We start from the raw sequence: 12,695 nt of genomic DNA, 5'->3' as shown, positions 1-12,695 counted from the left end.
CGGATTTCGGTCAACCATGCCTGGCCGATGTTGTCAAACCGAGACCCTTTAAGTGTGGTTTACAGCCCGGGCGTACTTAATAGTTGGGTCCATTGAGCTCGGGTCAATGGGTCACGCACTGTGGGGAGTGTCGACTCACGAGCACACTCGAGGCACTGAAACGATCACCGTCAGGGGTGTCGGTGTATCACGCCAGTGCCTTTCTTGTAGTCAAAAGTGGACTCATGAGGAGGAAACCCATGCGTGGTGCCAAGAGCGCCAAGTGGGTCGCGGGAGCGGCCATCATCGCCCTGGCTGCGACCGCTTGTGGTGGCGGCAGCGACAGTGGCAAGGGCAAGGACGACGGCGCCAAGGGTGCTGTCAACGCCAACGGCATCTTCTCCGTCGAGGTCGGCGAGCCGCAGAACCCGCTGCAGCCGGCGAACACGATGGAGTCGAACGGCAGCATCGTCACCGACGCGATCTTCTCGCAGCTGGTCGACTACGACCCGGCCGGCAAGCTCGTGATGGTCAACGCCGAGTCTGTCGACACCAAGGACAGCAAGCTCTGGACCGTCAAGCTCAAGAAGGACTGGAAGTTCCACGACGGAACGCCGGTCACCGCCGAGTCCTACGTCAAGGCGTGGAACTGGGCCGCGAACATCAAGAACGCACAGACCAACGCGTCCTGGTTCGCCGACATCAAGGGCTTCGCCGACGTCCACCCCGAGGACGAGAAGGCCAAGCCGAAGGCCGACGCCATGTCGGGTCTGAAGGTCGTCGACGACTACACCTTCACCATCGAGCTCAACAACCCGCTGCCGTACTTTTCGTACAAGCTCGGCTACACGGTCTTCTCGCCGCTGCCCGAGTCCTTCTACGCGGACCCGAAGGCTGCCGGTGAGAAGCCGGTCGGCAACGGCGCGTACAAGTTCGTCAGCTGGGACCACAAGAAGCAGATCAAGGTCGCCCGCTACGACGACTACAAGGGCCCCGACAAGGCGAAGAACGGCGGTGTGATCTTCAAGAACTACACCACCCTCGAGACCGCCTACGAGGACCTGAAGTCCGGCAACGTCGACGTGCTGCGCCAGATCGCGCCGAAGGACCTCCCGGTCTACCGGTCCGACCTCGGTGACCGCGCCGTGGACAAGGCGTACTCCGCCATCCAGACGCTCGGTGTCGCCATGTACACCAAGCAGTGGAAGCACACCGACCCGAAGGTCCTGCAGGGCCTGTCGATGGCGATCGACCGCGACACCATCACCAAGACGGTGCTCCAGGGCACCCGCGAGCCGGCCACGGGCTGGGTCGCCAAGGGTGTTCTCGGCTACCAGCCGAACGTCGCGGGTGACGTCACCACGTACAACCCGACGAAGGCCAAGGCTCTCATCAAGGAGGGCGGCGGTGTTCCGGGTAACAAGATCTACATCCAGTTCAACGCCGACGGCGGCCACAAGGAATGGGTCGAGGCTGTCTGCAACAGCATCACCCAGGCGACCGGCGTCGCGTGCGCCGGTGACTCGAAGGTCGACTTCCAGGCCGACCTGGACGCCCGTGACGCCAAGCAGGTCAAGTCGTTCTACCGCGGCGGCTGGGTGCTCGACTACCCGGTGAACGCGAACTTCATCAGCGACCTGTTCCGTACGGGTGCGGCCGGCAACAACGGCTTCTTCTCCAACAAGGACCTCGACAAGAAGATCAAGGCCGCGGACTCCGCTGCCTCGCTCGACGAGTCGGTCAAGGGGTACCAGGAGATCGAGAAGGAGCTGGTCAACTACATGCCGACCATCCCGCTCTGGTACTACAAGGTCAATGCCGGTTACTCGGAGAAGGTCCAGAACGTCCAGTACGCCCAGGACGGCGACCCGATCCTGACCGAAGTTCAGGTCAAGAAGTAACCACCGACGTAGTCCGCGGGCCGGTGCGGGACCGACACTGACATCGGTCCCGGACCAGCCTGCACGCCGTGGCCGGGGGGCCCTTTCCCGTCACCGACGACCCCACAGGGGGTCGGTGACGGGGGAGGGCCCGTCGGCTGCCGCTTGCCACTTACATGGAGGCACCATGGGGCGCTATGTCGCACGACGACTGCTCCAGATGATCCCGGTCTTCATCGGGACAACCCTGCTGATCTTCCTGATGGTCTACACCTTGCCCGGCGACCCCGTGCGGGGACTCTTCGGGGACAAGGGCGCCGACCCTGCCACCCTGGCCGCCATGCGGCACCAACTGGGGCTGGACCAGCCGATCCTGCAGCAGTACTGGAATTACATGACAGGCATCGTCCTGCATTTTGATTTCGGCACTCAGATAGCCAGCGGCCGTCCGGTCACGGACGTCCTCGGTGACGCGTTCCCCGTCACCCTGCGACTGGCCGCCATGGCGTTCCTCATCGAGATCGTTCTCGGTATCGGCCTCGGCATGGTCGCCGGGCTGCGCGCCGGCCGTCTCGCGGACAACGCGATCCTGGTCTTCACTCTGCTGATCATCTCGATCCCGGTCTTCGTCCTCGGCTTCATCGTCAAGTCGGTGTTCGCCTTCCAGCTCGACTGGATCGCGCCGAACGTCTCGAACGAGGCAACGTGGAGCGAGCTGATAGCGCCGGCCGTCGTGCTCGGGTCGCTCTCCCTCGCCTACGTGGCACGACTGACGCGTACGACGATGGCCGAGAACCTGCGCTCGGACTACATGCGTACCGCTGTGGCCAAGGGGCTTCCCAGGCGCCGCATCGTCGGTGTGCACCTGATGCGCAACTCGCTGATCCCCGTCATCACCTTCCTCGGTACCGACCTGGGCGCCCTGATGGGCGGCGCGGTCGTGACCGAGGGTCTGTTCAACGTGAAGGGCGTCGGCGGCACCATCTACGAGTCGATCGTCCGGCGCGAGGGCACCACCCTCGTGGGCCTGGTCACCGTCCTGGTGCTGGTCTACCTCTTCATGAGCCTGCTCGTCGACCTGCTGTACGCGGTCCTGGACCCGAGGATCCGTTATGCCTGACGTGATCAAGACCGCACCCGCGACCGAAGACCCGAAGACGGCAGTGGCGGAGCCGGTGGCCGTGAAGGCCGAGAAGGCCCGCAGCCTCTGGGGCGACGCGTGGGTCGACCTCCGCTCCAACTGGTACTTCGTCATCTCGTCCGTCCTCATCGTGATCCTGCTCGTGATGACGGTGTTCCCGGGGCTGTTCACCAGCGCCTCGCCGACCAGCAGCGACCTGGTGCATCACTTCCTCGGCAAGCCCGAGCTCGGCAAGGTCGGTTCGGCCGAGTGGCTGGGTTACGACGGTCAGGGCCGCAGTGTCTACGCGCGTGTCATCTACGGCACCCGGGCCTCGGTGATCGTCGGTATCTCCGTCACCGCGCTGGTGACCGTGTTCGGTGGCCTGATCGGCATGCTGGGCGGCTACTTCGGCGGCTGGATCGACGCGCTCCTGTCCGGGTTCACCAACGTCTTCCTCGGACTGCCCTTCCTGCTCGGCGCCATGGTGGTCCTGCAGGCGTTCACCGACCGCTCCGTCTGGGTCGTGGTCCTCGCCCTCGCGTTCCTCGGCTGGACACAGATCGCACGTGTCATGCGCGGGGCCGTGATCACCATCAAGCAGTCGGACTACGTCCAGGCGGCCAGGGCTCTGGGTGCGGGCACGTCCCGGATCCTGTTCAAGCACATCCTGCCGAACGCCATGGCACCGGTGATCGTCGTCGCGACCATCTCGCTGGGTGTGTACATCTCGGCCGAGGCCACCCTGTCCTACCTGGGTCTGGGGCTCGCCGAGCCGACGATCTCGTGGGGCATCGACATCTCGGGTGGCGCGAGTCAGATCCGCGTCGCGCAGCACATCCTGCTGTACCCGTCGATCATGCTCAGCATCACCGTTCTGGCGTTCATCATGCTCGGCGAAGCCGTCCGCAACGCCCTCGATCCGAAGTCGCGATAAGGAGGGCGTACGTGACTACCATCGACAAAACCGCCGAAGTCCCGTCCCCGCGCTCGGGTGACGACCACGTCGGCCCGCTGCTCGAAGTCCGTGACCTGCACGTGGAGTTCCACACCCGTGACGGCGTGGTCAAGGCCGTCAACGGTGTGAACTACAGCGTGGACGCAGGGGAGACGCTCGCCGTTCTCGGTGAGTCCGGCTCCGGCAAGTCCGTGACGGCGCAGGCCGTCATGGGCATCCTCGACATGCCGCCGGGCAAGATCCCCCAGGGGGAGATCCTCTTCCGCGGCCAGGACATGCTGAAGATGTCCTACGAGGAGCGCCGGCAGATCCGTGGCCAGAAGATCGCGATGATCTTCCAGGACGCGCTCTCCTCGCTGAACCCGGTGCTGACCGTCGGCTACCAGCTCGGCGAGATGTTCCGGGTCCACCAGGGCCTGTCCAAGAAGGACGCTCAGGCCAAGGCCATCGACCTGATGGACCAGGTCAAGATCCCGGCCGCCAGGGCCCGGGTCTCGGACTACCCGCACCAGTTCTCCGGCGGTATGCGCCAGCGCATCATGATCGCCATGGCGCTGGCCCTGGAGCCGGACCTGATCATCGCGGACGAGCCGACCACCGCGCTCGACGTGACCGTGCAGGCCCAGGTGATGGACCTCCTCGCGGAGCTCCAGCGCGAGTACAACATGGGTCTCATCCTGATCACGCACGACCTCGGTGTCGTCGCCGACGTCGCGGACAAGATCGCCGTGATGTACGCGGGCCGGATCGTCGAGACCTCCCCGGTCCACGAGATCTACAAGCGCCCGGCACACCCGTACACCAAGGGTCTGCTGGAGTCGATCCCGCGGCTGGACCAGAAGGGCCAGGAGCTCTTCGCGATCAAGGGCCTGCCGCCCAACCTGCTCCGCGTGCCCACGGGTTGTGCCTTCAACCCGCGCTGCACGATGGCACAGGACATCTGCCGTACGGACATCCCGGCCCTGCGCCCGGTGACCGAACAGAACGGCACCGAGCTGGTCGGCCGCGGCAGCGCCTGCCACTTCTGGAAGGAGACGATCCATGGCTGACATCAACAAGGAGCCCGTGGACGCCACCCCGAACGTCACCGAAGTGGAGATGGTCGACGCGGCCACCGAGGCGGAGGCCGTTGCCGCCATCGAGGCGCCGGTGTCGCAGGGCGAGCCGATCCTCCAGGTCCGCAACCTGGTCAAGCACTTCCCGCTGACCCAGGGCATCCTGTTCAAGAAGCAGGTCGGTGCGGTCAAGGCCGTGGACGGCATCTCGTTCGACCTGTACCAGGGCGAGACGCTCGGCATCGTGGGTGAGTCCGGCTGTGGCAAGTCCACGGTCGCCAAGCTCCTGATGACGCTGGAGCGGGCCACCGCCGGTGAGGTCTTCTACAAGGGCCAGGACATCACCAAGCTGTCCGGCCGCGCACTGAAGGTCGTACGCCGGAACATCCAGATGGTGTTCCAGGACCCGTACACCTCGCTGAACCCGCGGATGACGGTCGGCGACATCATCGGGGAGCCCTTCGAGATCCACCCGGAGGTGGCCCCCAAGGGTGACCGGCGCCGCAAGGTGCAGGACCTCCTGGATGTCGTGGGTCTCAACCCGGAGTACATCAACCGCTACCCGCACCAGTTCTCCGGCGGTCAGCGCCAGCGCATCGGCATCGCCCGCGGCCTCGCGCTCAACCCGGAGATCATCATCTGCGACGAGCCGGTCTCCGCGCTCGACGTGTCGGTGCAGGCGCAGGTCATCAACCTGATGGAGAAGCTGCAGGACGAGTTCAACCTCTCCTACCTCTTCATCGCGCACGACCTGTCGATCGTCCGGCACATCTCGGACCGGGTCGGCGTCATGTACCTCGGCAAGATGGCCGAGATCGGTACGGACACGCAGATCTACGACCACCCGACGCACCCCTACACCCAGGCGCTGCTGTCGGCGGTCCCGGTTCCGGACCCGGAGGCCCGCGAGGGCCGCGAGCGGATCATCCTCACCGGTGACGTCCCGTCGCCGGCGAACCCGCCGTCGGGCTGCCGCTTCCGCACCCGCTGCTGGAAGGCCCAGGACAAGTGCGCGACGGAGGTGCCGCTGCTGGCGATCCCCGAGCGCTTCAAGTCCTCGGACACCCCGGCCGCGCACGAGTCGGCGTGCCACTTCGCCGAGGAGAAGGACGTCGTGCACGCGGCGTAGTTCTGCTCGAAGGCGCAGGTACGAAGGCGCCCGGAACCGATCGGTTCCGGGCGCCTTTCCCATGTCCCGGGAACCGGGCTCGCGAGTGGCTCGGGTCAATGGGCCGACTGCTCGGTTCCTCGGGCCGGAGGAGGCGGGTGGATCGCGGACCGATCGGATCCGTCTCCGCCCGGCCGTCTCCGGGGCGAGGGCAGGGGTGTCAGCCCCCGGCCTTGGGGTTCTGCTCGGCCGGGCCCGGCGCGTCCTGGCCCGTACGCGCCCGCGGGACGGACGACACGGTCCCGGGGGCCTTCCGGGTGGTGGCAGGCCGTCAGATGGCCGTCCCGGCTGCCCTCGATGCGTACCAGCGGCGGCGTCTCGCTCGCGCACTTATCCGTCGCCTTCCAGCAGCGGGTGCGGAACCGGCAGCCCGACGGCGGGTCGACCGGAGACGGCACATCGCCGGTCAGCCGGATCCGCTCACGGGCCGGTGCGTCGTGCCCGCGGTACGAGATCTTGCCGCCGGTCGGCTCCAGCAGCCGGGTGATCAGCCGGCCCGTCGTCGACTTGCCGCACCCGGACTCGCCGACCAGGCCAATCGGATGCGTGGACGATGCACGTTCGATGCGCGGCCGCTATCACTCCGCTGCTCACCGGAATGCGCCCGCGGCGCACCTGCTGCGCTCGGATGGGGGGTGTAAATGTGCAGAAGGTGATCGATCAGGTGATATTTGACTCCACGTGAGACGGAGCTCGATGAGGAGGCATTCCATGCGCGGAGCCACACAGGCCAAGTGGGCCGCATGTGCCGTGGCCGTCGCCCTGGTGGCGACGGCCTGCGGTGGCGGCGGCGGGGGCGGCGGTGGTGGCGGCGGCGGCGCCAATGGGATCGTCAGCTCCTCCTGGGGTGACCCGCAGAACCCGCTGGAGCCCGCCAACACCAACGAGGTGCAGGGCGGCAAGGTCCTCGACATGGTCTTCCGGGGGCTGAAGAAGTACGACCCGAAGACCGGTGCGGCGACGAACATGCTCGCCGAGAAGATCGACACCACCGACTCGCAGAATTTCACCATCACGGTGAAGGACGGCTGGACCTTCAGCAACGGCGAGAAGATCACCGCGAAGTCGTTCGTGGACGCCTGGAACTACGGCGCCCTGCTGAAGAACAATCAGAAGAACGCCTACTTCTTCGGATACATCGACGGTTACGACAAGGTCCACCCCGACACCGGCAGCGCCAGCGCGACGAAGCTTGCCGGCCTCAAGGTCGTCGACCCGATGACCTTCTCGGTGAAGCTGACGCAGAAGTTCTCCCTCTGGCCGGACACCCTCGGCTACCCGGCGTTCGCCCCGCTGCCGCAGAGCTTCTTCACCGACCATGCAGGCTGGCTTGCCAAGCCCGTCGGCAACGGCCCGTACACCATCGAGAAGTACACCAAGGGCTCCTCGATGAGCCTGCGCAAGTGGGACAAGTACCCCGGTGACGACAAGGCGCAGAACGGCGGCATCGACCTCAAGGTCTACACCGACAACAACACTGCCTACACCGACCTGATCGCGGGCAACCTCGACCTCGTCGACGACGTACCGGCCTCGCAGCTGAAGAACGTCAAGGCGGACCTCGGCGACCGGTACATCAACACCCCGGCCGGCATCATCCAGACCCTCGCCTTCCCCTTCTACGACAAGAAGTGGGACACCCCCGGCGGCATCAAGGTCCGGCAGGGCCTGTCGATGGCGATCAACCGCGACCAGATCACCGACCAGATCTTCCAGAAGACCCGCACCCCCGCCTCCGACTGGACGTCCCCGGTCCTCGGCGTGGACGGCGGCTTCAAGGAGGGGCTGTGCGGGGCCCCGTGCGAATACAACGCGGTGAACGCCAAGAAGCTGATCCAGGAGGGCGGCGGTATCCCCGGCGGCCAGCTGACGATCTCGTACAACGCGGACACCGGCTCGCACAAGGAGTGGGTCGACGCCGTCTGCAACAGCATCAACAAGGCGATGGGGAACAACAAGGCCTGCGTCGGCTCCCCGGTCGGCACCTTCGCCGACTTCCGCAGCCAGGTCTCCCAGCAGAAGCTCACCGGCGCCTGGCGCGCGGGTTGGCAGATGGACTACCCGCTGATCCAGAACTTCCTGCAGCCCCTCTACTACACCAACGCCTCGTCCAACGACGGCAAGTGGAGCAACAAGCAGTTCGATTCCCTGGTCGACAAGGCCAACGCCGAGTCCGACAAGGCCAAGGCCGTCTCCACCTTCCAGGATGCGGAGAGGGTTCTTGCCGAGCAGATGCCCGTCATCCCGCTCTGGTACCAGAACGGCAGCGCCGGCTACTCGGAGAAGATCACCAACGTCGCGCTGAACCAGTTCAGCGTCCCGGTGTACGAGCAGATCAAGGTCAAGTAAACCCGCAGGGCCGGATGGCCGGTGCGCTGTGCCGCACCGGCCATCCGGCTTCCTCATCCCCGCGCCACCGACCCCCCGCGACATCCGGAGTCTTCATGGGACGTTATGTGATCCGGCGGCTGCTGCAGATGATCCCGGTCTTCTTCGGCACCACGCTGCTGATCTTCCTCATGGTGAACGTGATGGGCGACCCCATCGCGGGTCTCTGTGGCGAGCGCCAGTGCGATCCGGCGACCGCCGCCCAGCTCCGCTCGGAATTCGGCCTCGATAAGCCGGTCTGGCAGCAGTACGCCACCTACATGGGCAATGTCTTCACCGGCGACTTCGGCACCGCGTTCAACGGCCAGAAGGTCACCGAGCTGATGGGCACCGCCTTCCCCATCACCATCCGGCTCACCATCGTCGCGATCGTCTTCGAGGTCGTCATCGGCATCACCCTCGGTGTCGTCACCGGCCTGCGCCGCGGCCGGCCCGTCGACACCACGGTGCTGATCCTGACCCTGGTCGTCATCTCCATCCCGACCTTCGTCACCGGTCTGCTGCTCCAGCTCCTCCTCGGCGTGGAGTGGGGCGTCATCAAACCGTCCGTCTCCCCGGAGGCGCCGTTCAACGAGCTCCTCGTCCCCGGACTCGTCCTCGCCTCGGTCTCTCTGGCGTACGTCACCCGGCTCACCCGGACCTCGATCGCCGAGAACGCCAGCGCCGACTACGTCCGTACCGCCACGGCCAAGGGCCTCCCCAGGCGCCGGGTCGTCCTCCGGCATCTGCTGCGCAACTCTCTGATCCCCGTCGTCACCTTCATCGGTACGGACGTGGGCGCCCTGATGGGCGGGGCGATCGTCACGGAGCGCATCTTCAACATCCACGGCGTCGGCTACCAGCTCTACCAGGGCATCCTGCGCCAGAACTCCCAGACCGTCGTCGGGTTCGTCACCGTCCTGGTCCTCGTCTTCCTGGCGGCCAACCTGATCGTCGACCTCTTGTACGCCGTACTCGACCCGAGGATCCGCTATGCCTGAGCAGACGCCGGACGAAGCGATCTCTCCGGGTGGGGCAGGAGCAGCCATGGATCTCGCCCTGGCGCAAGGGGAGACGCTGGAGAAGACACCGGGCGGCCCCGAGGGCACCGGACCGGCCGAGAAGCCCCGCAGTCTCTGGTCCGACGCATGGCGCGACCTGTGCCGCAACCCGGTCTTCATCATCTCCTCCCTGATCATCCTCTTCCTGGTGATCATCTCGATCTGGCCGTCGCTGATCGCGGACCAGGACCCTCTCAACTGCGACCTGGGCAAGGCCCAGGAGGGCTCCCAGCCCGGCCACCCGTTCGGCTTCGACGGCCAGGGCTGCGACGTCTACACCCGTACCGTCTACGGGGCCAGGACATCGGTCACCGTAGGCGTCTGCGCCACCGTGGGAGTCTCGATCCTGGGCGGCATCCTGGGTGGGCTGGCCGGCTTCTTCGGCGGCTGGTGGGACTCGTTCCTCTCCCGTATCACCGACATCTTCTTCGGTATCCCGGTCGTCCTCGGCGGCCTGGTCTTCCTCTCCGTGGTGACCAGCTCGACCGTCTGGCCGGTGATCGGATTCATCGTGCTGCTGGGCTGGCCGCAGATCGCCCGTATCGCCCGTGGCTCGGTCATCACCGCCAAGCAGAACGACTACGTCCAGGCGGCCCGCGCACTCGGTGCCTCCAATTCCCGGATGATGCTCCGCCACATCGCCCCCAACGCGGTCGCCCCAGTGATCGTCGTCGCGACCATCGCCCTGGGTACGTACATCTCTCTGGAGGCGACCCTCTCGTTCCTCGGCGTCGGTCTGAAGCCGCCGGCAGTCTCCTGGGGCATCGACATCTCGGCCGCCTCCCAGTACATCCGCAACGCCCCGCACATGCTGCTCTGGCCCGCCGGAGCGCTGGCGATCACCGTGCTCGCGTTCATCATGCTCGGCGACGCGGTGCGCGACGCCCTCGACCCCAAGCTGCGCTGAGGAGCCCGTTGCCATGTTGCTCGAAGTGCGCGATCTGCACGTGGAGTTCCACACCCGGGACGGGGTGGCCAAAGCCGTCAACGGGGTCAACTACTCGGTGGCCGAGGGCGAGACGCTCGCGGTCCTCGGCGAGTCCGGCTCCGGCAAGTCGGTCACCGCACAGGCGATCATGGGCATTCTCGACATGCCGCCGGGGAAGATCAGCAGCGGCGAGATCATCTTCAAGGGCCGCGATCTGCTGAAGCTCAAGACCGAGGAGCGCCGGAAGATCCGAGGCCAGGAGATGGCCATGATCTTCCAGGACGCGCTGTCGTCCCTCAACCCCGTGCTCAGCGTGGGGGAGCAGCTCGGCGAGATGTTCGTCGTGCACCGCGGGATGTCCCGCAAGGACGCCCGGACCAAGGCCATCGAGCTGATGGACCGGGTCCGCATCCCGGCCGCGAAGGAACGCGTCGGGAACTACCCGCACCAGTTCTCCGGCGGCATGCGCCAGCGCATCATGATCGCCATGGCGATGGCGCTGGAACCCTCGCTGATCATCGCGGACGAACCCACCACCGCCCTCGATGTGACCGTCCAGGCCCAGGTGATGGACCTGCTCGCCGAGCTCCAGCGCGAACTCAACATGGGACTCATCCTGATCACCCACGACCTGGGCGTGGTCGCGGACGTCGCCGACTACATCGCCGTGATGTACGCGGGCCGGATCGTGGAGTCGGCCCCCGTCCACGAGATCTACAAGGCCCCCGCCCACCCGTACACCAAGGGCCTCCTCCAGTCGATCCCACGGCTGGACCAGAAGGGCCAGGAGCTGTACGCGATCAAGGGGCTGCCGCCCAACCTGCTGCACATCCCGCCCGGCTGCGCCTTCAACCCGCGCTGCCCACTGGCCCAGGACATCTGCCGTGGCGAGGTGCCGCCGCTGTTCGAGGTGGCCCAGCACCGCGAGAGCGCCTGCTACTTCTGGAAGGAGACGCTCGATGCACGCTGAGCAGGGGAGCACCCGCGCGGGCGGCGAACCCATTCTGGAGGTCCGCGACCTCGTCAAGCACTATCCGCTGACCCAGGGCATCCTGTTCAAGAAGCAGGTCGGTGCGGTCAAGGCGGTCGACGGCGTCTCCTTCCAACTGGCCGCGGGCGAGACCCTCGGCATCGTGGGGGAGTCCGGCTGCGGCAAGTCGACCGTCGCCAGGATGCTCGTTCATCTGGAACAGCCGACGGCCGGCTCGATCAAGTACAAGGGTGAGGACATCACCAAGCTGTCCGGCCGCGCGCTGAAGGCCGTGCGCCGGAACATCCAGATGGTGTTCCAGGACCCGTACACCTCGCTGAACCCCCGGATGACGGTCGGCGACATCATCGGGGAGCCCTACGAGATCCACCCCGAGGTGGCACCCAAGAGCGACCGGCGCCGCAGGGTGCAGGACCTGCTCGATGTCGTCGGCCTCAACCCGGAGTACATCAACCGCTACCCGCACCAGTTCTCCGGCGGTCAGCGCCAGCGCATCGGCATCGCCCGCGGCCTGGCCCTCAACCCGGAGATCATCGTCGCCGACGAACCGGTCTCGGCCCTCGACGTCTCCGTGCAGGCTCAGGTCATCAACCTGCTCGACCGGCTGCAGGCGGAGTTCAACCTGAGTTACGTCTTCATCGCACACGACCTGTCGATCGTCCGGCACATCTCCGACCGGGTCGGCGTGATGTATCTGGGCCGATTCGCCGAGATCGGCACGGACGAGCAGATCTACGACCATCCCACGCACCCGTACACCCAGGCGTTGCTGTCGGCGGTGCCGGTGCCGGACCCGATGGCGCGCGAGCACCGGGAGCGGATCATCCTGTACGGCGATGTGCCGTCCCCGGCCAACCCGCCGTCCGGCTGCCGCTTCCGCACCCGCTGCTGGAAGGCCCAGGAGCGGTGCGAACTGGAGGTGCCGCTGCTCGCGGTCCCCGCGGTCTTCCGGCTGACGGACACCCCGGCCCATCACGACTCGGCGTGCCACTTCGCGGAGGAGAAGCAGGTGGTGCCGCCCGGCGAGGAGCCCGCCGAGGAGCCGGAGGGACCGGGAGAGGGGCCCGAAGCGCCCGATGAGCCGGGGGAGCCGGGCACCGGCCCCCGCATTCGTTAACGCACGGGCAACTCGGCCGTCGCACGTCCGATATACGAACGCGTCAGCATGAACAGCGTACGGCCGTGCGG

The 12,695-nt window shown here is 66.3% G+C and carries 10 protein-coding genes and 1 pseudogene; 10 read left to right on the top strand and 1 reads right to left on the bottom strand.

Annotated elements, in window-relative coordinates:
* Positions 1–239: 239 nt before the first annotated feature.
* The 5 genes from ACWCP8_RS01150 to ACWCP8_RS01130 all read left to right on the top strand — a co-directional run bounded on the left by ACWCP8_RS01150 (position 240) and on the right by ACWCP8_RS01130 (position 6,121).
* Complete coding sequence (locus ACWCP8_RS01150) at positions 240–1,880, top strand: peptide ABC transporter substrate-binding protein (RefSeq protein WP_352266280.1); 1,641 nt, start codon at positions 240–242, stop codon at positions 1,878–1,880.
* A 166-nt stretch (positions 1,881–2,046) separates the two neighbouring features.
* Positions 2,047–2,979, top strand: coding sequence for an ABC transporter permease (locus ACWCP8_RS01145; RefSeq protein WP_352266281.1), 933 nt, complete (start codon positions 2,047–2,049; stop codon positions 2,977–2,979).
* Complete coding sequence (locus ACWCP8_RS01140; RefSeq protein WP_451113858.1) at positions 2,972–3,916, top strand: ABC transporter permease; 945 nt, start codon at positions 2,972–2,974, stop codon at positions 3,914–3,916. Before ACWCP8_RS01145 ends, ACWCP8_RS01140 begins: the two co-directional genes overlap by 8 nt.
* 11 nt (positions 3,917–3,927) lie before the next feature.
* Positions 3,928–4,986, top strand: a complete 1,059-nt coding sequence (locus ACWCP8_RS01135; RefSeq protein WP_352266283.1) for an ABC transporter ATP-binding protein — start codon at positions 3,928–3,930, stop codon at positions 4,984–4,986.
* On the top strand, positions 4,979–6,121 hold the full coding sequence (locus ACWCP8_RS01130; RefSeq protein WP_355998403.1) for an ABC transporter ATP-binding protein: 1,143 nt from the start codon (positions 4,979–4,981) through the stop codon (positions 6,119–6,121). Before ACWCP8_RS01135 ends, ACWCP8_RS01130 begins: the two co-directional genes overlap by 8 nt.
* A 284-nt stretch (positions 6,122–6,405) precedes the next feature.
* Here the strand turns inward: ACWCP8_RS01130 and ACWCP8_RS01125 are convergent.
* Positions 6,406–6,660 (bottom strand): annotated as a pseudogene (locus ACWCP8_RS01125) (oligopeptide/dipeptide ABC transporter ATP-binding protein); the annotation flags it as partial.
* 211 nt (positions 6,661–6,871) lie between these two features.
* Between ACWCP8_RS01125 and ACWCP8_RS01120 the strand changes: the two are divergent.
* The 5 genes from ACWCP8_RS01120 to ACWCP8_RS01100 all read left to right on the top strand — a co-directional run bounded on the left by ACWCP8_RS01120 (position 6,872) and on the right by ACWCP8_RS01100 (position 12,624).
* A complete protein-coding gene (locus ACWCP8_RS01120) occupies positions 6,872–8,509 on the top strand; it encodes a peptide ABC transporter substrate-binding protein (protein WP_451113857.1) in 1,638 nt (545 codons plus the stop codon).
* A gap of 95 nt (positions 8,510–8,604) precedes the next feature.
* Positions 8,605–9,528 (top strand): ABC transporter permease, encoded by a 924-nt coding sequence (locus ACWCP8_RS01115; protein WP_352266286.1) that lies wholly within the window; start codon positions 8,605–8,607, stop codon positions 9,526–9,528.
* Positions 9,521–10,495, top strand: coding sequence for an ABC transporter permease (locus ACWCP8_RS01110; protein ID WP_352266287.1), 975 nt, complete (start codon positions 9,521–9,523; stop codon positions 10,493–10,495). Before ACWCP8_RS01115 ends, ACWCP8_RS01110 begins: the two co-directional genes overlap by 8 nt.
* A gap of 13 nt (positions 10,496–10,508) precedes the next feature.
* Positions 10,509–11,486 (top strand): ABC transporter ATP-binding protein, encoded by a 978-nt coding sequence (locus ACWCP8_RS01105; protein ID WP_352266288.1) that lies wholly within the window; start codon positions 10,509–10,511, stop codon positions 11,484–11,486.
* Positions 11,476–12,624: an ABC transporter ATP-binding protein gene (locus ACWCP8_RS01100; protein ID WP_451113856.1), complete on the top strand. Its 1,149-nt coding sequence runs from the start codon at positions 11,476–11,478 to the stop codon at positions 12,622–12,624. Before ACWCP8_RS01105 ends, ACWCP8_RS01100 begins: the two co-directional genes overlap by 11 nt.
* The last annotated feature ends 71 nt before the right edge of the window (positions 12,625–12,695 follow it).

This window comes from Streptomyces sp. NPDC002206 (genome assembly GCF_053593595.1).
Note: the sequence above shows the minus strand (reverse complement) of the source record. Positions and strands in the feature narration are given on the sequence as shown.

Excerpts from the sequence above, each read along its gene's own strand:
- ACWCP8_RS01150 (WP_352266280.1), top strand. The coding sequence starts at position 240 with ATGCGTGGTGCCAAGAGCGCCAAGTGGGTCGCGGGAGCGGCCATCATC.
- ACWCP8_RS01145 (WP_352266281.1), top strand. The coding sequence starts at position 2,047 with ATGGGGCGCTATGTCGCACGACGACTGCTCCAGATGATCCCGGTCTTC.
- ACWCP8_RS01140 (WP_451113858.1), top strand. The coding sequence starts at position 2,972 with ATGCCTGACGTGATCAAGACCGCACCCGCGACCGAAGACCCGAAGACG.
- ACWCP8_RS01130 (WP_355998403.1), top strand. The coding sequence starts at position 4,979 with ATGGCTGACATCAACAAGGAGCCCGTGGACGCCACCCCGAACGTCACC.
- ACWCP8_RS01120 (WP_451113857.1), top strand. The coding sequence starts at position 6,872 with ATGCGCGGAGCCACACAGGCCAAGTGGGCCGCATGTGCCGTGGCCGTC.
- ACWCP8_RS01115 (WP_352266286.1), top strand. The coding sequence starts at position 8,605 with ATGGGACGTTATGTGATCCGGCGGCTGCTGCAGATGATCCCGGTCTTC.
- ACWCP8_RS01110 (WP_352266287.1), top strand. The coding sequence starts at position 9,521 with ATGCCTGAGCAGACGCCGGACGAAGCGATCTCTCCGGGTGGGGCAGGA.
- ACWCP8_RS01105 (WP_352266288.1), top strand. The coding sequence starts at position 10,509 with ATGTTGCTCGAAGTGCGCGATCTGCACGTGGAGTTCCACACCCGGGAC.
- ACWCP8_RS01100 (WP_451113856.1), top strand. The coding sequence starts at position 11,476 with ATGCACGCTGAGCAGGGGAGCACCCGCGCGGGCGGCGAACCCATTCTG.